This window comes from Celeribacter sp., assembly GCF_048261515.1.
Taxonomy (GTDB): domain Bacteria; phylum Pseudomonadota; class Alphaproteobacteria; order Rhodobacterales; family Rhodobacteraceae; genus Celeribacter.
The window spans coordinates 340,162-359,262 of the sequence record NZ_JBLXFZ010000002.1 but is presented as its reverse complement, the minus strand read 5'-3'; the positions used below and the strand labels follow the sequence as shown (position 1 = coordinate 359,262).

The following is a 19,101-nucleotide window of genomic DNA, read 5'->3' as shown; positions in this document are numbered from 1 at the left end:
TATTGTTCTGCGCGTCGGTGCTTACTCGGCAGCGTTATAGGCTGCAACCTCGTCATAGGCGGCGGTGAAGCCCGAGAGTGAGACGGAGAGATCGACGGTTGCATCAGGCGCGCCAAGTGGGCGCAGTTGCAAAGGCACGGAGACGCCGCCTTTGAATGCCGCGACTTCGGCGCTGGTGAAGCCCACGCGCGCGAAACAGCCGATCGGATTACAGAAGGTGAAGGGGTAGCGCTTGCCTTCGGAGCCAGGGATCATCAGCGACACGCCAGCGGGCAGGTAGGTTTCCAGCGGCGCGATGATCGAACCACCAGCGGCGGCTTCGTTCCCTTCGGGCAGGGCGAACATGGTGATCTCGGCCACGGCATTGCCTTCGGCATCTTCAAGAAGCTGGTAGATGGTGCAGGGGTCTTTCACGCCTTCGTCGGCTTTGACACAACGCACTTGCCAATCCTTGTGGGTGGTCTTGGTGTAGGTCGCGCCGACTGCGGGGCCATCGGTCGCTGCGGCTTCTGTGCTTTCTGCGGCCTCAGCGGTTTCGGCCTCGCCCGCGGCATCGGCATCCTGCGCGAAGGCAGGGGAGAGTGCGGGGGACAGTGCCAGAAGGGCGGCGAGAGCGGCGCTCTGTGCGAGGGCAGGTAGGGTGTTGAATTGACGTGCCATTGTTGAAAACGAACTCCTCGTGTCGATTTGCGCAAGTGGTAGCACGGGCAGGCAGCAGTGTCAGTGCGCAATTCACCTTTTCGCGGCCTTGTGCGCGGAGTCTCGCGCGACAAATGTCATGTGGCGTGCGCGTATCCCGTTAAACAAAGAGGCTCCGGACTGATCCGAAGCCTCCACGAGATCTGGTGATCTGATTTTCTCCCTGCCGGACTTGGCCGACTTATTGGCAAAAATGCTACGTGGGAAGAAACGGTCCGTCAACGGATTTTTTGATGGCAATTGCGGGAAGCCGCATGGGGTGTCAGGAGCGGCGGTCTGCGCGCCAAAGGGTGACGTAGGGGCGGGCAACAGAAAATGCCGCGTGAGCAAGTCACGCGGCCAGTCTGACAGGGAGGAAGTCTGTTCGGGGCGGGAGGGCCGTCCCGAACAGGGTTAACTGTGGGGCAAAAAGGTTAAATATCTCTTGTTCCGCCTTACGCTCCCCCGTCATAACAGGGGCAACAGTTATTTTGCGGTAGGAGTGCAGGGCAAATGGGCGAAGGAATTTTCGTTGGCGGCGGCGGTGAAGGTTACGGCGAAGCGCAGCGGCTCTTGCTGGAATACGGCAACCGTCACGGGCTGATCGCGGGAGCGACAGGAACGGGGAAAACCGTGACGCTTCAAATCCTTGCCGAAGGGTTCGCCGCGCAAGGCGTGCCCGTGTTCCTCTCGGATGTGAAGGGCGATCTATCGGGGCTGGCCAAGGCGGGGCGCGCGGATTTCAAACTCCACGATGCCTTCATGAGCCGTGCGCAGACCATCGGCTTTGCCGACGATTACAATTACGAGGCTTTTCCCGTCACTTTCTGGGATCTCTACGGTGAACAAGGCCATCCGATTCGCACCACGGTCGCGGAGATGGGGCCGCTTCTGCTCTCGCGCCTGCTCGGTCTGACCGAGGCGCAGGAGGGGGCGCTCAACGTGGCGTTCCGTGTCTCCGATGAGCAGGGGCTGCCGCTTCTCGATCTCAAGGACTTGCAGGCGCTTTTGGTCTGGTGCGGGGAGAATTCCGACCAGTTGACCCTGCGCTACGGCAATGTCGCCACATCTACCATCGGCGCGATCCAGCGGTCGCTTCTGGTCTTGGAAAATCAAGGCGGGGACAAGCTCTTCGGCGAACCTGCGTTGGAATTGTCTGACATCATCCGCACCGACGCGGACGGGCGCGGGCGTATCTCGATCCTTGCCGCCGACAAGCTGATGCAGGCGCCGGGGCTTTACGCGACCTTCCTGCTGTGGCTGCTGTCGGAATTGTTCGAGGAACTGCCCGAAGTGGGCAACCCCGACAAGCCGAAACTGGTGTTCTTCTTCGATGAGGCGCATTTGCTCTTTGACGACGCGCCCAAGGCGCTGGTCAACAAGGTTGAACAGGTCGCGCGACTGATCCGCTCCAAAGGGGTCGGCGTCTATTTCGTCACCCAGAACCCCGACGACATTCCCGAGGATATTCTCGGCCAGCTCGGTAACCGCGTCCAACACGCCCTGCGCGCCTTCACCGCGCGGGATCAAAAAGCGCTGCGGCTGGCGTCCGAGACCTACCGCCCGAACCCGCGTTTCGATATCGAAGAGGCGATCAAGTCGGTGGGCACGGGCGAGGCGGTCACGTCGATGTTGGAGGATAAGGGCGTTCCAGGGATTGCCGAGCAAACGCTGATCCGCCCGCCATCAAGCCAGCTTGGCCCGATCACCGCCGCCGAACGCAAGGCAGTGATCGACGCCTCGCCGATTGCGGGGAAATACGAGGCGGTTCTCGATCGTGAGAGCGCCTTTGAAGTGCTGTCCAAACGCGCCGAAGATGCTGCGAAAGCCGCGGAAGAGGCGGAGGCGGCGGAAGAGGCTGCCGAATTGGCCGAGAAAGAGGCCAAGGCCGAGGACAAGAAGCGCGCGGCTCTTGAGCGCGAGTTTACCAAGGCCCGCCGTTACGAGACGAAATCCTATGGCCGCTCCACCTCGCGCAGCACGAAAAAAGACGACAGCATTGGCGGCACGGTGGCCAATCTGGTGATCAAGGAACTCAAAGGCACCACAGGCCGCCGTATCGTGCGCGGCATTCTGGGCGGGTTGTTCAAAGCGCGGTGATCGCGCGTCGGCGGGTCAGAGGCGGTTGAACAGGGAGGTCAGCCGCCGCGCCTCGTCTTCGATCCCGAAAGGCGCATTGATCACGAACATGCCAGAGCCATGCATCCCATGGCTCTTCTGCGCAGGTTTGAAGCGTACCTCGTGGTGCAGGCATTTGGGGAAATTGGCGCGGAGCATCCCGTCCACCAGCGGCAGGTGCGTGCCGTTTTTCAGCACGGGATACCACAGGGCGATGACGCCCACGTTCCACTTGCGGTGCAGCTTGTAGATCGCGCTCGGCAATGTCTCGAAATCGGTTTTGATCTCGTAGGAGGGATCAATCAGCATCAGCCCCCGACGCGGATCGGGCGGGCAGATGGATTGCGCGAATTGCATCCCGTCCACTTGTTTGATGTGCAGCCCCGTCATCGACGGGGAGGCAGCCATCGCGGTCTTGAGTTCCTCAAATTCTGTCGGGTGCAGCTCGGCCAGATGCATCTGGTCGGTCGGACGCAAGAGCGCCTGCGCAATGGCGGGCGAGCCAGGATAGATGTTGCGGGTATGCGTGTCGGCAATGGCCGCGCGGGCGCGAGTATAAGGATGGTTCTTTCCGAACCATTCGCCCACGGCCTCGATCCCCTTGGCCGCTTCGCCCGTCTTTTGCGCCTGTGACCCGTGCAGGTCATAGAGGCCGCGACCCGCGTGGGTTTCGATATAGGAGAGCGGTTTGTCCTTTTTCGTCATGTAGTCGAGCATGACGGCGAGAAGCGCGTGCTTTTGCACATCCGCGAGATTTCCGGCGTGAAAGCCGTGTTGGTAGGAGAGCATTGCGTCTCGCTTTCGAAAACAGGGTTACAGGTCGTCGAGCGGGCGGATCTTGAGCTTGGTGATGCGGTTGTCCTTGCGCGCGGCGACCTCGAAACGATAGCCGTGGAAAGAGAAAACCTGTCCCGCGACAGGGATCATCTGCGCTTCGTGGATCACCAGCCCCGCCATGGTGTTGGCTTCTTCGTCGGGCAGGTGGCATTCGGTCGAGCGGTTGAAGTCGCGGATCGTCATACCTCCGTCGATCACCCAATCTCCCGTTTCCTTCGATTTCACGGGCATGGCCTCGGTGGGGTCGAATTCATCGGTGATCTCGCCGACGATCTCTTCGAGAATGTCCTCAAGGGTGATGAGACCCTGCAGGGAGCCGTATTCGTCCACCACCAGTGCGAAGTGCGTATGGCGGCGCAGGAACTGGCGCATCTGGTCGTCCAGCGTTGTGGTCTCGGGGACGAAGTAGGGCTTCATCGCGACCGAGAGGACATCAAAGCCTTCAAGCGCGTTGGCCTCTTCCTCCGAGCCGCCGACGGAACTGCCGCGCAGGGCATACATCGCGCGCAGCAGGTCTTTGGCGTGGATGACGCCGACGATGTTTTCGGGATCGCCGCGATAGAGGGGTAGGCGCGTGTGGGGGCTTTTGAGGCATTGCTCAAGCACATGGGCGGGCGGGCTGTCCACATCGATCATCTCGATTTTCGAGCGGTGGAGCATGATCTCCTCGACCGTGCGTTCGCCAAGGTCCAGCGCGCCGAGCAGGCGGTCGCGGTCTTCTTTCTCAACCGCGCCTTCATTGTGGCCAAGCGCAATCGCGCCTGCGATCTCGTCCTTGACCGCCAGAACATCGGCTTCGGGATCGGTCTCGACCCCGAAAAGGCGGAGCATGGCACGCACCAACATGCGCACGAAGGAAACCACGGGCGAAAAGACGGCAACGATCACGGAAATCGGTCCCGCCACGCGGGAGGCGGCCACTTCGGGATTGGTAATCGCGTAGGTTTTCGGCAGAACCTCGGCGAAGATCAGCACAAGCCCCGTCATGATCAGGGTGGCCAGCGCCACGCCGCTTTCGCCAAAGACGCGGGTAAAGAGTGCTGTGGCCAGCGAGGTTGCGAGAATGTTGACGAGGTTGTTGCCCAAAAGCACGGAGCCGATGAGCCGCTCGCTGTCCTCGGTCACGACCAAGGCGCGGTCAGCCCCTTTGGAGCCTTTATCCGCCTGCGCCCGCAACTTGCCGCGTGATGCGGCGGTAAGCGCGGTTTCGGAGCCGGAGAAGAAGCCTGAAAGCACCAGTAGGCCGATGATAGCCGCACAGGTGAGCCAGAACGCGAGGTCGAGGAATGAAGTTACACTGTCCATGATGAGGTTATGGGGTTAGGCAGGGCGCAAGGCAAGAGGTGGCGCAGTGACTAAGTGGGCGAAGATGCCCCGATGCGACGCCTTTGAGGCGGCAAACTCTCACCCGTCGGCTAGAGGGTGATGGGTCAGCACCAGTTCTTTGAGCCGCTCGTCGAGTACATGGGTGTATATTTCCGTGGTCGACAGATCGGCGTGACCCAAAAGCGTCTGGATCGCGCGCAGGTCGGCACCATTGGCCAAGAGGTGCGTGGCAAAGGCGTGGCGCAGGGTGTGCGGTGTCACCTTGGAGGGCATCACGCCCGCGCGCACGGCGACATCTTTGATGAGCTGGTAGAAACCCACGCGAGTGAAGTGGCCCGCTTTGGACGATGAGGGGAAGAGGAAGGGCGAGGCCTTGCCGCCTTCTTTTCGCGCACGATCCTCCGCCGCATCGCGTACTTCCAGCCATGCGGCAACGGCGGCGCGGGCGGGCGGGGAGAGCGGGACCATGCGTTCCTTGTTACCCTTGCCGCGCACGAGGATCAGACGCGGATCGCCGCGCACTGCCGAGACGGGCAGGGAGACAAGTTCCGTCACCCGCAGCCCCGTGGCATAGAGCACTTCCATAAGCGCTGTGTTGCGGAGGCGGTCATCAGGAGTGCGTCCCGTTTCACGGGCCGCTTCCAGAAGCCGCGAGACTTCCTCCTCGGTCAGCGTCTTGGGCAGGCGCTTGGCCCGTCCAGGTCCCTTGATCTGGATCGCGGGATTGTCGCCGCGCCAGCCTTCCTCGAAGGCAAAGCGGAATAGCTGCTTGATCGAGGAAAGCCGCCGCGCGCGGGTCGATTGGGCCAGCCCCTCGGCCTCGCAGGAGATCAGGTAATTCTCGACATCCGCCCGCGTGGCGCGCTCGAAGTCACTGCCGCGCCGCGCCAGCCAGTCCGAGAAGGTGATGAGGTCGCGCCCGTAGGATAGCCGCGTGTTTTCTGACGCGCCCTGTTCGGCCAGAAGCGCCTCGACATAGGCGGAAATCCAACGGTCGTTGACACTCATGCGCGCCTCACCCCCGAAAATCGAGAAGCAGGAGTTCCAGCGCGGCACGGCGTGCGGTGGCCCCAAGGCCCACGGCGCGGAAGAATTGCAGCGCGTCCGTCAACTCGTCGAGGTCGCCCGCCGCGCCCCCTTCCAACAGGGTGATCGCACGCAGGATCGCTTCGCCCAAACGGCGCTCGTCCACGAGGGTCTTGAGCCGCACGGGCACGCCCTTGCCACGGAAGCCTGCGATGATGGCGCTTTCAAGCGAGTTGCGCGGACGGACGTTGGGCACTTCGCCACGGGCAAGCGCGAGCAGAAGTGCGGTGTGATCGGTTTGTGGCCCGTCGTAGCTGTCTGCGATCAACTCGTAATCGGGCGAGAGCAGGCCCACGTCCAAGGCCATTTCTGCGGCGTCCCCTGTGAGCGGGAGGGCGGAGATGCGGGAAGCGAAGAGATGGGCAAAGACCGTCTGCAACCCAGAGGCACGCATCGCGGCCCACGCAGGTGCAAGCGCATGGGAGGTGCCCACGGGATCGCCTGTCTTGAGCGCGGTCTCGAAACGTTGGAGCGCGTCGATCCTGTCCCAGATTCCGCCCGAGGCCGCAGGCAGATGCTCGGTCCAGATGCCGAGCCAGAGGTTGGGATCAAGCGCACCGACTCGCGCCAAACGTTCGGCGGCGGTTGCGCGTGCTTTCCATCCCACCGTGTCGCGCAGGTCGGATCGCGCGAAGGCCAGCGGCAGGGTGACGGTGGGCAGCGGCTCGCCAATGGCTTCCATCAGGCGGAAGGTGAGCGGTGTTGGATTGTCAGGCACGGGCAGGGGTGGTTCACCCTCGAAGAGTTCGGGATCAAGGAAACGTGCCAGCAGCGCCGATTGCGTCTCGTCGATCAGGCCAAGCGCATCGGCGGTCTCCAGCGTCACGGCTGCCGCGTTCCAGTCTCCCGAGCGGGCAAGACAGAAGACCCGCGCCTGAAGGCTCGGCGACAGTCCGGGTGTCGAGGTCAGCGTCTCGCAGGCGCTGTTTTCCGTGCCAAGCAGGAGTTTCGTGTCGAAGGCACGGCGGAAAATGGCGGCATTGGGCACGCCCGCCTGCGCCATCAATGCATCCGCCTCCTCCAGCATCCCCTGCGCCAGAAGCGCATCGACACGCGCGAGGAACAGCCGCCCTTTCTCGCTCGCCTGTATCGGCGGGTCCAGTTCGGCCAGCACCAATGTGTTGAGCAGCCGCCGTGAAGCGGGAAGCAGGGTTGTGCGCGACGCGATCGCGTTGATCCGCTGCGCGAGATCAATGGCCTGCGACGCGCCCCACAGATTGCGGGGCAAGCCGACCTGTGCCGCCGACACCAGCCCCGCACCATCGACATTGACCGCGCCAAGGGGCGCAACCGTCACATCTTCGGGCAGGGCGTTGGTCGCAATGTCATCGGCAGGCGCCACAGGCACGCTGCGCGGCGGCGCATCGAGACTGTCCGACAACCAGTCGATCGCGGAGATCGGCGCGGCGACTGCGACGGTCTCCGCCGCCTCCTGCGCATGGGCAAGGGGGGCGACACTCGCCAGAAGCGCCACCAGCATCGCGCGGGTGCGCGTGCTCCTATGTCGGGTGTGGCGGATCACAGGATGCCTATTCAAGCGTGATCGTCACGGGTGTACGTGTCTCACTGCGTTCTGGTGTCAGGTCGCCCAGATAGGCGAAGCCCACGAATCCGATCGCGGCGAGCACCACGATCATGACTACCAGTCGGATTAGAAATTTGCGCAAACAACTGCCTCCATCGGTCTTTCACGGGGCGCGGTTCAATCTCCACGCCTCTCGCCTGCGTTTATATATGGCATTCTAGCGGGTTTCACGTCATTGAAAGAGCGAAATTTTCGTGAGCGGGATGTTGCCGTGCCTTTCAGGGCAGGGCAAAAGGGGTGTCATGGGCACAGGACTAGCAAAAACGGTGGCATTGGTGGGCATGATGGGCGCGGGTAAAACCGCGGTCGGCAAGGCGCTCGCGCTCAAACTCGGGGTGCCGTTCCTCGATTCGGACGCCGAAATCGAAAAGGCCGCCAATTCGTCCGTGGCCGAAATCTTCTCGAAATACGGCGAACCTTTCTTCCGTGACAAGGAAACGCGGGTGATCTCGCGGTTGCTTGATACCGAACGTGCTGTGCTCTCGACGGGGGGCGGGGCGTTTCTGTCAGAGGAAAACCGCCGCTTGATCGCCGAAAAGGGCGTCGCGGTCTGGCTCAAGGCCGACACCGACATCCTTTGGTCGCGTGTGCGGCACAAGAACACCCGCCCGCTTCTGCGCACCGACAACCCCTATCAAACCCTGTGCGACCTCGTGGCCGCGCGCACCCCCGATTACGCCAAAGCGGGGATCATCGTGGAGGCCGAGCCCGAACTGAGCATTGACGGCATGGCCGATAAGGTGATCGAGGCGCTCGACGCCTATGGCGGCATCCTAGGAGACTGACCCATGACCCAACTCGAAACTGTCCACGTCCCTCTCGGGGACCGCGCCTATGACGTTGTGATCGGCGAGGGTCTGGTCGCTAACGCGGGCGCGCGGATCGCGCCGCTTCTAGGGAAGAAGAAGCGGGTTTGCGTGCTGACCGACGAGCGTGTGGCCGCGCTTCACCTTGAGACATTGCGCGCGGGTCTGGCCCAGAGCGGGATCGAAATGGCCGCACTTGCCCTGCCTGCGGGGGAGGCCACCAAATGCTGGGCCGAACTGTCGCGCGCGGTGGAATGGCTCCTGACGGAAAAGGTCGAACGCGGGGATGTCGTCGTGGCGTTCGGCGGCGGCGTTATCGGCGATTTGGGCGGGTTTGCCGCCGCGATCCTGCGTCGTGGTGTGCGGTTTGTCCAAATCCCGACGACCCTTCTGGCGCAGGTGGACAGCTCCGTGGGCGGCAAGACGGGCATCAACGCGCCCCACGGCAAAAATCTGATCGGCGCTTTTCACCAACCCAGCCTCGTGCTGGCCGATGTGAGCCTGTTGGGATCACTCTCGCCGCGCGACTACCATTCGGGCTATGGCGAGGTGGTCAAATACGGGCTTCTTGGAGATGCGGAGTTTTTCGACTGGTTGGAAGCCAACGGCGCTGAGGCGGCTGCGGGGGATGTTGCCAAACGCATCCACCTCGTCAAACGCTCGGTCGAGATGAAGGCCGAAATCGTGGCCCGCGACGAGACCGAACAGGGCGATCGCGCGCTGCTCAATCTCGGTCACACCTTCTGCCACGCACTTGAGGCGGCGACGGGCTATTCCGCGCGTTTACTGCACGGCGAAGGGGTGGCCATCGGCTGCGCTCTGGCTTTTGAACTCTCCGCCCGCATGGGCCTTTGCGCGCAGGAAGACCCCTCCCGCGTGCGCGCCCACCTGTCGCAAATGGGGATGAAAACCGATCTGTCGGATATCGAGGGAGAGCTTCCCGACGCCGATGGTCTGCTCGATCTCATGGCGCAGGACAAGAAGGTGAAGGACGGCCAGTTGCGCTTCATCCTTGCGCGGGGAATTGGCGAGGCCTTCGTCACATCGGAGGTGCCCAAAGAGCAGGTGCGCGGCGTTTTGATTGATGCGCTTGCGGCGCGCTGACGGGCGCGGATGATGCGCTTAATCGGATCGCGGTGAGGTCGCAGAACTTTACGAGGGGGGGCGTCAGTGACATGGCGAGTGTCGCTTCCTCGCCGTTGATTGGACTGCCGCAAAGAAAAGCCCCGCAGGCTGGACCCGCGGGGTTTTGAATTAGAGCATCTACCGTTGTGATGGCGCCGCTTAAACCGGCATCTTTCACGCTGATGCGGCCCAATGAAATCAGAACGGGATCTCGTCGTCGTCCATCGTCGGCGCGCGGCTGGGAGCGGACTGGCTTTCGCCGCCGCCATATCCGCCGTCATTGCTGTAGCCCGTGTCGGCACCACCGCCATAGTTGCCACCGCCGCTGCCGCCGCCTTCGCCGCGACCGTCGAGCAGGGTGAGTTCCCCGCGATAGGGGCGCAAGACGACTTCCGTGGAATAGCGATCATTGCCGCTTTGGTCCTGCCACTTGCGGGTTTCCAACTGGCCTTCGATATAGACCTTCGACCCTTTGCGCAGATATTGCTCGGCAATGCGCGCCAGAGGCTCGGAGAAGATGGCGACCGAATGCCACTCGGTGCGCTCGCGGCGCTCGCCCGTGTTGCGGTCTTTCCAGTTTTCCGAGGTCGCAATCCGCAGATTGCACACTTTGCCGCCGTTCTGGAACGTGCGCACTTCGGGGTCGCGCCCCAGATTTCCCACAAGAATAACCTTGTTTACGGAACCGGCCATATTCAGTCTCCCACTCGAATCTATTTGCTCGACGTTACACCATTCAGGGATCGGAATGGAAAGGGGCAAATCCGCCGCCTGTGTGCCTGCGCACTTGGCGCGAGGGGTGCCAATGCCTATATTGGCGTGCAACCATATGGTGTGACGAGGGGACAGATGTCCAATTCTTGCCGAAAAGTCAGTGCTTTGGCGCTTTGTGCGGTTATTGCCGTGCCTGCGTTTGCGGACGATATTTTCTCGTCGAAGGGGCGCAAGGACATTTATGCCTCGCAGATCAAGGTGCTCGAAGGGCGCGCCTCGGAGCAATACAAGGCTTCCGTTAACCTTCAGCCAGAGCGCGTTGCGGTCGGCGGCGTCGGGCTGCCTTACCTGGGAAAATACGACGGTCCGTGGCTTGATCCCGCCAAGGAGGCTGCGCGTAAACACGGGGTGCCCACCGATCTTTTCCTGCGCCTCGTCCAGCAGGAAAGCGGATGGAACCCGAATGCCAAGAGCCACAAGGGCGCGACAGGTCTGGCGCAGCTTATGCCCGACACGGCGCGCATCCTCGGCGTCAACATCAACGACCCGCATCAAAATCTGGCGGGCGGCGCGAAATACCTGCGTGAGATGTATGAACGCTTCGGCAACTGGCGTCTGGCGCTGGCGGCCTATAACGCGGGGCCTCTGGCGGTCGAGAAATACGGCGGTGTTCCACCCTATGAGGAAACCCGCAACTACGTGCGCGTGATCTGGGGCAGCTAAGCCCCAAACGCCGCGCGTGTTTTACAGAGATTTGCGATAGTCGCGCGGCGACATGCCCGCCGCTTTGTGGAAGGCGCGGGAGAAATAGGCGGGCGAGTGAAAGCCCAGCTTCTCTGCAATCGCCGCCACGGGAAGATCGGTCTCCGCCAACAGCCGACGCGCCTCGAATTGCACACGATCCGCGATGATTTTCGACGCAGGCTGACCGTTGGCCGTGTTGCAGGCGCGGCTCAAATGCGTGGGTGTCACGCCAAGGGCGGCAGCATAGTGGCTGACTGAATGGCTCTCGTGGAACTGCTTTTCGACCAGCGACGTATAGGCCGCGACGAGGCGGCGCGAGGCGTCTGGCGTGAGGTCGTAATCGGGCATCACCGCAATTTGCCGCTCCAGCCAGACCGAGATCAATCCCGCCTGTAGCGCCATCGCACGGTCGCGTTCGGGACGGTCATCGGCGATCTCGCGCGCCAACCCTTCAATCAGGCCCGTGATCTCGTTTTGCTGGATGACTTCGGTAAAGCGCATCTGCAGCGGCTCGTCGGGCAGGGTGGCCACATCGGCCTGCGGGAGGTGGATGATGGAGCCGTAGACCTGACCGATTGGCTCGAATCCATACATGGTGCCTGTGGGCAGGTAGACGAGATTGTGGGGACCAAAGCCACGGGTAACGCCAGAAACGGTCAGCCGTCCCTGACCGCGCGTGAACCAGATCAGCGTCGGGCTTCGGTGGGAGCGCATCGCCTTGGTGCGCCATTTGTCGCCCTGCCCATTGGTGCGCGCCAGCGGTTCGACACGGTAGGCGGCTGGCTCGGGGATATCGGGCACGCGCACGACGCGCTTGGCCTTCTGCGTGGTCTTGCTCCACTTAAGCTTTGGCGGCGTGGCGGGATCGTCCTGCCGGTCATGCGATTTGGCCCGCGGCGGATCGCGATATTCGCTTAAGTTGCCCAGTGGCGGCGTATTGAAAATGCGATTGGCAGGCATGGCAGCGGATCTCTCTAAAGACCGACGCGCGGGCACGTGGGCAGACGAAAATACACTGTAACCCGAGGCCCGAGGCGGATGTTGAATTAGTCCAAGTTTACGCGGCCCGCGTCGCGAGTCCAGAAATCTTTGTAAATTCAATAGGGTAGGGGGCAAAGTTAAGTGGATACCAAGGTCTGCCTACCCTAACGATATCTTGTGGTAGGCCTTCATACGCGATCTAAACCATGTGCGTTGCCGCTTGGCGAATTGCCGTGTTGCCGTGCAGGCGGCCTCAATTGCGGCGTCAAGATCACACTCTCCGCGCAAATGGGCGATTAATTCAGGGGCACCGATGGCCTTTGAACTGGGACGCGCAGGATCCCAATCAGCCAGATTTGCCCGTGCCTCCTCCAGCGCACCCGCCGAAATCATCGCCTGAAAGCGGGAATCGATTCGCGCGCCGAGCCATTGCGGGTCGGGCACCAAAACGTAGGGCATGCAGCGATCAAGAGGCAGGAGCGGGGCGGGGGTCTCTGCCTGCCACGCGGACAGGCCACGTCCCGTCGCGCGCAGGACTTCCCACGCCCGCTGCACGCGCATCGGGTTGAGGCGGTCGATTTTCTGCGCGGTTTCGGGGTCTTCGGCGTCGAGTTCGGCGAGAAGCCCCGCGTGATCCCCGTCTTCGGCGCGCCGCCTGTCTGCCTGCGCGCGGATTTCTGGCGGGGTCGGGGGAATTTCGGCCAAACCGTCTGTGAGCGCGGAAAAGTAGAGCCCTGTGCCGCCCACGATGATCGGGCGCGGTCCGCCCTCGGCGGCGTCATCGAGCAGCACTTTCACTTCGCGCAGCCAGTGGCCAACGGAATAATCCGCGTCGCGCGGCACATGGCCGTAGAGCGCATGAGGCGCGCGGGCGAGATCGTCGTCAGAAGGTCGGGCGGATAAAACGCGCCAGTTATCATAGACTTGCAAGGCATCGGCATTGACGATCACCCCACCGTCGCGCTCGGCGAATTCAAGGGCCAACGCCGACTTTCCGCTCGCGGTCGGCCCCGCGATCAACACGGGCAGCGCGGGGTCGGGATGCGGGTTCTGGGTCGGGGCGGTGCGCACCTTTGACGGTCCCGTCACGCGCCGTTCCTCCGCGCGATTGCTCCGATGATAAATTTTCCCACGTCGCGCATTGATCCTCCGCCGCTTTTGCCCCATTTTGGCGTCCAATTTCAGACATGCAAGGCGGGGACACCGATGGCGGACGCGGAACAGGACAAACCTTCCACGAAATATAAACGTGTGCTGTTGAAAATTTCGGGCGAGGCGCTGATGGGCGATCAGGGATTTGGCCTGCATCCGCCGACGGTCGAGCGCATCGCGCGCGAGGTCAAGTCGGTGCATGATATGGGCGTCGAGATCTGCATGGTGATCGGCGGCGGCAACATCTTCCGCGGGCTGCAAGGCTCGGCGCAGGGGATGGAGCGGACCACGGCTGACTACATGGGGATGCTCGCCACGGTGATGAACGCGCTCGGAATGCAGGCCGCGCTTGAGGGCCTTGGTCTTCATACACGGGTGATTTCGGCGATCACGATGAACGAGGTGGCCGAACCCTACATTCGCCGCCGCGCCGTGCGTCACCTCGAGAAAAAGCGGATCTGTATCTTTGCCGCGGGCACGGGCAACCCTTACTTCACCACCGACACGGCAGCCACGCTGCGTGCCAATGAGATGAACTGCGAAGCGATCTTCATGGGCAAGAACGGGGTCGATGGTGTTTACGACAAAGACCCGAAAACGAACCCCGACGCCAAACGCTACGACAAGATTTCCTATACCGAGGTTCTGACCAAGAACCTCAAGGTCATGGATGCCTCCGCGATTGCGTTGGCGCGTGACAACAACCTGCCGCTGATTGTCTTCCCGCTGGATGCCGAAGGCGGTTTCCGCGAGATCATGGCCGGCAAGGGCACCTATACAACCGTGAGCTAACCGCGTAGAACGCTTGCAAAAGACGCGCGAGCGGGGCAGGTCACAAGACCCCGAGCGCACAGGAGAAGGAAAAGGGCATGTCCGAAGATTTCGAACTCGACACTGGCGATCTGAGCCGCCGTATGGATGGTGCGCTGGCCAATCTGCGCACCGAATTTGCATCCCTGCGCACAGGCCGTGCCTCCGCGTCGATGCTGGAGCCTGTTCAGGTGGACGCCTATGGCCAGATGACCCCGATCAACCAGGTCGGCACGGTGAACGTGCCTGAGCCGCGCATGGTGACGATCAACGTGTGGGACAAGGGGCTTGTCGGCAAGGTCGAGAAGGCCATCCGCGAAAGCGGCCTTGGCATCAACCCGCAGCTTAACGGCACGATCATCATGCTGCCGATCCCCGAACTCAACGAGGAGCGCCGCCGCGAACTGACCAAAGTGGCGGGCGGCTATGCCGAACACGCCCGCGTTGCGATCCGCAACGTGCGTCAGGACGGGATGCAGCAGATCAAGAAGGCCAAGGGCGACGGCATGTCCGAGGACGACCAGAAATTCTGGGAATCCGAAGTGCAGGACCTGACCGATACGCACATCAAAAAAGTCGACGATATGCTCGAACAGAAGCAAGAAGAGATCATGCAGGTCTGAGTGTTTCTGGCTGAGTGGTGTGTGAGTGAACCCGCCTGACGGTATTTGGCGGAACGGAAAGGACCAGTGGCTGTGGTGGACAACACGCAAGGCCCGAAACATGTCGCCATCATTATGGATGGCAATGGCCGTTGGGCACAGGCGCAGGGCAAACCGCGTCTGTTCGGCCATCATGCGGGCGCGAAACGGGTCAAGGAGATCGTTCGCGCCTGTCCTGACCATGGCGTCAAGTATCTGACAATCTTCGGATTTTCGACCGAGAACTGGAAACGGACCCAGTCGGAGGTCGCGGGGCTGATGTCGCTGTTCCGCACCTATATCCGTGCCGAGATGAAGGCGCTGATCCGCGAGGGCGTGCGGGTTCGCTTCATCGGGGACCGCGTGCGTCTTGATCGCAAACTGGCCGCCCTGATGGACGAGCTTGAAGCCGAGACCGTCCACAACGAGACCACCCACCTGACCATCGCGCTCAACTACGGAGGCCGCGACGAGGTGGCCCGCGCGGTCAAGGAAATGGCGCTCGATGTAGCTGCGGGTAATCTCGACCCCGATACCGTCGATGAGACCACGCTGACCCGTTACCTCGACACGCGCCTCTTGCCCGATCCCGATCTGGTGATCCGCACAAGCGGCGAGGCGCGGATTTCCAATTTCCTTCTGTGGCAATCGGCCTATTCGGAATACGAGTTTATCGACACGCTCTGGCCCGATTTCACCTCGGATGTTTTTGCCTCCTGTATCGAACGCTACGCTGTGCGGGACCGCCGTTTCGGAGCGGTTAAGGCATGAGCGCGGCGTGGAGTGATCTGCGGGTCCGTGTGCTTTCGGCCATCGCTATGATCGGCGTGGGGCTCGGGGCGCTTTACGCGGGCCCCGATCCCTTCCTTCTCCTGATCGGGATCGTGCTGGCCGTTGGTGTGTTTGAACTCATTTCAATGGGGCGGAAGAAATCGGCCACGGGCGTGTTTTCCTTCGCGGATTTCTTTGGCCTGTCGCTCTATGCCTTTATGATCTGCCTTGGCGCACTTGGCCTTGTCGCATTGCGGTTTCGCTATGGCGAGGGCGGTGTTTTGGCCGTTGTGGCGCTTGTCGTTGTTACCGACACCATGGGCTATTTCGTCGGGCGCTTGGTGGGCGGGCCGAAATTCTGGCCCTCGATCAGCCCCAAGAAAACATGGTCGGGCATTCTCGGTGGCTGGCTTGGCGCCGCGATCCTCGGTGCGATTGTCTTTACCACGGAAGCCTTTACAGGCCCGCTCGTTCTGGCCGTTCTCGGTGCCGCGTCCCTGTCCTTCCTGTCGCAGATGGGCGACATCATCGAAAGCGCGCTCAAGCGGCGCATGGGTGTGAAAGACAGCTCCAACCTGATCCCCGGACATGGCGGCGTGCTGGACCGTTTCGACGCGCTTTTGGCGGTTTCGGCGGTACTGATGCCCTTCGTGTTGTTTGGCTAGGCGGGGAGGGGATATGCGCAAGATTTCTATATTCGGCGCAACGGGGTCCATCGGTCAGTCCACCATCGACCTGATCCGTCGCGACAGGGAAGCCTATGACGTTGTTGCGCTTACGGGCGGAGCAAATGTCGCTCTGCTGGCCCGCGATGCCATCGAGTTGGGCGCGGATATCGCCGTAACCGCCCATGAGGAGAAGCTCGGCGCGCTGCGTGACGCGCTTGGTGGTTCGGGTGTTAAGGCTGCTGCGGGGGCGCACGCGCTTCTGGAAGCGGCGCAGATGCCCGCCGACTGGATCATGTCCGCCATCGTCGGCGCCGCAGGGCTCGCCCCTGGTCTACAGGCGCTCAAACAGGGCACCACGCTGGCGCTGGCCAATAAGGAAAGTCTTGTCACCGCGGGGCCGCTTCTGATGAGCGAGGCGCAGTCGCATGGTGCGCGCATCCTGCCCGTGGACAGCGAACATTCGGCGGTGTTTCAGGCGCTGGTAGGTGAGGAACGTGCGGAGGTCGAGCGGGTCATCATCACCGCATCGGGCGGGCCGTTCCGCACATGGACGCATGAGCAACTCGAAGGCGCAACGCTGGCACAGGCGCTCAAACACCCTTCATGGGACATGGGCGCGCGGATCACCATCGACAGCGCGTCAATGTTTAATAAGGCGCTCGAACTTATTGAAACCCATGAGTATTTCGGGTTTTCGCCAGATCAGATTGAAGTCCTCGTCCATCCCGGATCAACCGTTCATGCGCTGGTCGGTTTTCGTGACGGGGCGCTGATGGCGCATCTGGGTGTGCCCGACATGCGCCACGCAATCGGCTACGCGCTGCACTGGCCCGAGCGGCGCGATCTGCCCGTGGACCGCCTCGACCTCGCCAAACTCGGCACGCTGCATTTCGAGGCTCCAGATCCCGACCGTTTCCCCGCTCTGCGCCTTGCACGTGAGGTGATGGAGATCGGCGGTTTGGCGGGAGCTGTGTTCAACGCCGCGAAAGAGGCTGCACTCGATGCCTTCATGGCCGAGGAGATCGGTTTTCTCGACATGGCGCGGATCGTTGAAGCGGTGATGACTGAAATGTCATCGGATCAGGGTCTTGGAAATGCCGCATTAACCATAGATACGGTAGGTCTTGCGGACACGGAGGCTCGCGCCCGCGCCCGCGCCCACGCCGCCCGCCTGAGCCGCGCCTGAACCGAACCAAACTGGCGGGCCTAAACCGTCCACCCAAGGAGACACGCACCAATGGATTTTTCCGCCCTAACTTCGAGCTTTGGCTCCGGGCTTTTTGGCACTGTTGTGGTCATTTTGGCGCTCTCGGTGATCGTTACCGTCCACGAATACGGCCATTACATCGTCGGACGCTGGTGCGGGATCAAGGCGGATGTCTTCTCTTTGGGGTTTGGCAAGCCGCTCTACCAGCGGACTGACAAGCACGGCACATTGTGGCAGGTCGCGGCGATCCCTTTGGGCGGTTACGTGAAATTCGCAGGCGATGCCAATGCTGCCTCCGCACCCGATGCCCATGCTGTCGAAGGGCTGGCGCCCGAAGAGGCGCGCCACACCATGCCAGGCGCCCCGCTTTGGGCGCGCACGCTGACGGTGGCGGCGGGTCCGATGTTCAACTTCATCTTCTCCGCGCTGGTCTTTGCAGGCATGGTCCTGTGGTTCGGTCAGGCCAAGGCCGATCTTGAGATCGCCAGTGTGAAATCCGTTCCTTATGAGGTTGCCTTGCAAGAGGGCGACACGATCCTTGCCATCGGCGGCGTGCCGCTGACCGAGGAGGGCGAACGGATGGGCTTTGTCGAGACCCTTCCGCGCACGGGAATGGTGGACTACCTCGTCGAGCGCGACGGTCAGGAAATCACCGTGACCGCGCCTCATCCGATGCCTGTGATTGTCGATACGGTCTCTCCCAAATCTGCCGCCCGTGACGCGCGCCTTCAGGGTGGTGACGTGATTACCCATGCCGATGGTGAGGCGCTGCCGACCTTCTACGATCTGCAAGAGGTGGTGGAGCAGAGCGATGGCGCGGCGATCACGCTGACCGTCTGGCGCGATGGCGAGAGTTTCGAGACCGAATTGACCCCGCGCCGCCGCGATATTCCCTTGGTGGACGGAGGATATGAGACCCGTTGGCTGATCGGTATTGTCGGCGGTCTGCTCTTCAACGTGGCGACCGAGCCGGTTGGGATCGGTGAGGCGCTCAGCATCGGGGTGCAGGGTGTCTGGAGCGTCATCACGCAATCGCTCGCGGGGCTTTACAACATGATCGTCGGTACGATCTCGACCTGTAACCTTTCGGGCGCGGTCGGCATGGCGGGCGCTGTGACCACCATGGCCTCGCAGGGTATCGACCGCTACATCGAGATCATCGCGGTGATCTCTACGGCCATCGGGTTGATCAACCTTTTCCCGATCCCCGTGCTCGACGGCGGCCACCTCGTGTTCTACGCCTACGAGGCTGTGCGCGGCAAACCGTTGCCGGATCGTGCTGTGGGTGTGATGATGACCATCGGTCTGGCCGTGATCATGAGCTTCATGCTCTTCGGTCTGGCGGCAGATTTCCTGTGTAAATAGGCCAAGGCGCGCGTTGGCGCGCCTACCACGCCAAAATGTCGCCACATTCACTGTTTAGTGTTCATCTTGTGAGGCGGTTGTGCGCCCCTAATGGGGTGTCGATCGTGGATGTGAATGTTAAGCGGAACGAGGTGGGACATGGCCGTAATTCGTGCAAGCTATCAGGGTCTGGCTGAACTGGCCGACCTCAACTGGGACCGTATCCTCTACGGCGCGACGATTGCGGTCGCTCTGGTGGCTGGGTCGTTCTTCGGCCAGATCTTCCTCTAAAGATCACGGCGGTCAAAGAGGCCGTCCATATCACACCAAATCCAATGGCCCCCGCACGGGGGCCTTTTCGTATTTGGTGCCGTGCAAAGTCTTGGCGTGCCAATGAGGGCGCAGCCGCACATAGCGCCCAATCACCCCGTCCACCTGTGGCCCATCCAACCCATGTGGGACTACTACATATGCCCATCCCGCAGGTTCGCAACGCATCCCTTTGACA

General features: G+C 61.9%; 20 protein-coding genes. 11 read left to right on the top strand and 9 right to left on the bottom strand.

Annotated features, from left to right (window positions below):
• Positions 1 to 21: 21 nt before the first annotated feature.
• Positions 22 to 660, bottom strand: coding sequence for an invasion associated locus B family protein (locus ACN0SC_RS06585; protein ID WP_417248863.1), 639 nt, complete (start codon positions 658 to 660; stop codon positions 22 to 24).
• A gap of 531 nt (positions 661 to 1,191) precedes the next feature.
• Between ACN0SC_RS06585 and ACN0SC_RS06580 the strand changes: the two genes are divergently transcribed.
• Complete coding sequence (locus ACN0SC_RS06580; protein WP_417248862.1) at positions 1,192 to 2,778, top strand: helicase HerA-like domain-containing protein; 1,587 nt, start codon at positions 1,192 to 1,194, stop codon at positions 2,776 to 2,778.
• Between the two features lie 15 nt (positions 2,779 to 2,793).
• Here ACN0SC_RS06580 and ACN0SC_RS06575 read toward each other — a convergent pair whose 3' ends face one another.
• From ACN0SC_RS06575 to ACN0SC_RS06555, 5 genes are all read right to left on the bottom strand, one after another.
• Positions 2,794 to 3,585 (bottom strand): 23S rRNA (adenine(2030)-N(6))-methyltransferase RlmJ, encoded by a 792-nt coding sequence (locus ACN0SC_RS06575; RefSeq protein ID WP_417248861.1) that lies wholly within the window; start codon positions 3,583 to 3,585, stop codon positions 2,794 to 2,796.
• Positions 3,586 to 3,609: 24 nt separating this feature from the next.
• Positions 3,610 to 4,938 (bottom strand): HlyC/CorC family transporter, encoded by a 1,329-nt coding sequence (locus tag ACN0SC_RS06570; protein WP_417248860.1) that lies wholly within the window; start codon positions 4,936 to 4,938, stop codon positions 3,610 to 3,612.
• 99 nt (positions 4,939 to 5,037) lie between these two features.
• The gene (locus tag ACN0SC_RS06565; protein ID WP_417248859.1) at positions 5,038 to 5,967 is read right to left on the bottom strand and encodes a site-specific tyrosine recombinase XerD; all 930 of its coding nucleotides are present in this window, start codon (positions 5,965 to 5,967) and stop codon (positions 5,038 to 5,040) included.
• Between the two features lie 7 nt (positions 5,968 to 5,974).
• Positions 5,975 to 7,582 carry a hypothetical protein gene (locus ACN0SC_RS06560; protein WP_417248858.1) on the bottom strand — a complete coding sequence of 536 codons (1,608 nt, stop codon included), beginning with the start codon at positions 7,580 to 7,582 and terminating at the stop codon, positions 5,975 to 5,977.
• Complete coding sequence (locus tag ACN0SC_RS06555) at positions 7,575 to 7,712, bottom strand: hypothetical protein (protein ID WP_417248857.1); 138 nt, start codon at positions 7,710 to 7,712, stop codon at positions 7,575 to 7,577. Before ACN0SC_RS06555 ends, ACN0SC_RS06560 begins: the two co-directional genes overlap by 8 nt.
• 160 nt (positions 7,713 to 7,872) lie before the next feature.
• On the opposite strand from ACN0SC_RS06555, the gene ACN0SC_RS06550 reads away from it, so the two are divergent.
• Entirely contained in the window at positions 7,873 to 8,415 is a 543-nt protein-coding gene (locus ACN0SC_RS06550) for a shikimate kinase (RefSeq protein ID WP_417248856.1), read from the top strand.
• Positions 8,416 to 8,418: 3 nt separating this feature from the next.
• Positions 8,419 to 9,540: a 3-dehydroquinate synthase gene (gene aroB, locus ACN0SC_RS06545; protein WP_417248855.1), complete on the top strand. Its 1,122-nt coding sequence runs from the start codon at positions 8,419 to 8,421 to the stop codon at positions 9,538 to 9,540.
• 219 nt (positions 9,541 to 9,759) lie between these two features.
• Here aroB and ssb read toward each other — a convergent pair whose 3' ends face one another.
• Positions 9,760 to 10,254, bottom strand: coding sequence for a single-stranded DNA-binding protein (gene ssb, locus ACN0SC_RS06540; protein ID WP_417248854.1), 495 nt, complete (start codon positions 10,252 to 10,254; stop codon positions 9,760 to 9,762).
• A gap of 156 nt (positions 10,255 to 10,410) precedes the next feature.
• Between ssb and ACN0SC_RS06535 the strand changes: the two genes are divergently transcribed.
• Positions 10,411 to 10,998, top strand: a complete 588-nt coding sequence (locus ACN0SC_RS06535; protein ID WP_417248853.1) for a lytic transglycosylase domain-containing protein — start codon at positions 10,411 to 10,413, stop codon at positions 10,996 to 10,998.
• 21 nt (positions 10,999 to 11,019) lie between these two features.
• Here ACN0SC_RS06535 and ACN0SC_RS06530 read toward each other — a convergent pair whose 3' ends face one another.
• Both ACN0SC_RS06530 and miaA read right to left on the bottom strand, forming a co-directional pair.
• Positions 11,020 to 11,979, bottom strand: a complete 960-nt coding sequence (locus ACN0SC_RS06530; protein ID WP_417248852.1) for a helix-turn-helix domain-containing protein — start codon at positions 11,977 to 11,979, stop codon at positions 11,020 to 11,022.
• 180 nt (positions 11,980 to 12,159) lie between these two features.
• On the bottom strand, positions 12,160 to 13,089 hold the full coding sequence (gene miaA, locus ACN0SC_RS06525; protein ID WP_417248851.1) for a tRNA (adenosine(37)-N6)-dimethylallyltransferase MiaA: 930 nt from the start codon (positions 13,087 to 13,089) through the stop codon (positions 12,160 to 12,162).
• Between the two features lie 117 nt (positions 13,090 to 13,206).
• Here miaA and pyrH point away from each other — a divergent pair, with 117 nt between their 5' ends.
• The 7 genes from pyrH to ACN0SC_RS06490 all read left to right on the top strand — a co-directional run bounded on the left by pyrH (position 13,207) and on the right by ACN0SC_RS06490 (position 18,884).
• The gene (gene pyrH, locus ACN0SC_RS06520; RefSeq protein ID WP_417248850.1) at positions 13,207 to 13,944 is read left to right on the top strand and encodes a UMP kinase; all 738 of its coding nucleotides are present in this window, start codon (positions 13,207 to 13,209) and stop codon (positions 13,942 to 13,944) included.
• 77 nt (positions 13,945 to 14,021) lie between these two features.
• Positions 14,022 to 14,585 (top strand): ribosome recycling factor, encoded by a 564-nt coding sequence (frr, locus tag ACN0SC_RS06515; protein ID WP_417248849.1) that lies wholly within the window; start codon positions 14,022 to 14,024, stop codon positions 14,583 to 14,585.
• A gap of 72 nt (positions 14,586 to 14,657) precedes the next feature.
• Positions 14,658 to 15,374, top strand: a complete 717-nt coding sequence (gene uppS / locus ACN0SC_RS06510) for a polyprenyl diphosphate synthase (RefSeq protein WP_417248848.1) — start codon at positions 14,658 to 14,660, stop codon at positions 15,372 to 15,374.
• The gene (locus ACN0SC_RS06505) at positions 15,371 to 16,039 is read left to right on the top strand and encodes a phosphatidate cytidylyltransferase (protein ID WP_417248847.1); all 669 of its coding nucleotides are present in this window, start codon (positions 15,371 to 15,373) and stop codon (positions 16,037 to 16,039) included. The genes uppS and ACN0SC_RS06505 overlap by 4 nt, the downstream gene beginning before the upstream one ends.
• Positions 16,040 to 16,052: 13 nt before the next feature.
• Positions 16,053 to 17,228, top strand: a complete 1,176-nt coding sequence (gene dxr / locus ACN0SC_RS06500) for a 1-deoxy-D-xylulose-5-phosphate reductoisomerase (RefSeq protein WP_417248846.1) — start codon at positions 16,053 to 16,055, stop codon at positions 17,226 to 17,228.
• A 51-nt stretch (positions 17,229 to 17,279) separates the two neighbouring features.
• Entirely contained in the window at positions 17,280 to 18,614 is a 1,335-nt protein-coding gene (gene rseP, locus ACN0SC_RS06495; RefSeq protein ID WP_417248845.1) for an RIP metalloprotease RseP, read from the top strand.
• Between the two features lie 138 nt (positions 18,615 to 18,752).
• On the top strand, positions 18,753 to 18,884 hold the full coding sequence (locus ACN0SC_RS06490; RefSeq protein WP_417248844.1) for a hypothetical protein: 132 nt from the start codon (positions 18,753 to 18,755) through the stop codon (positions 18,882 to 18,884).
• The last annotated feature ends 217 nt before the right edge of the window (positions 18,885 to 19,101 follow it).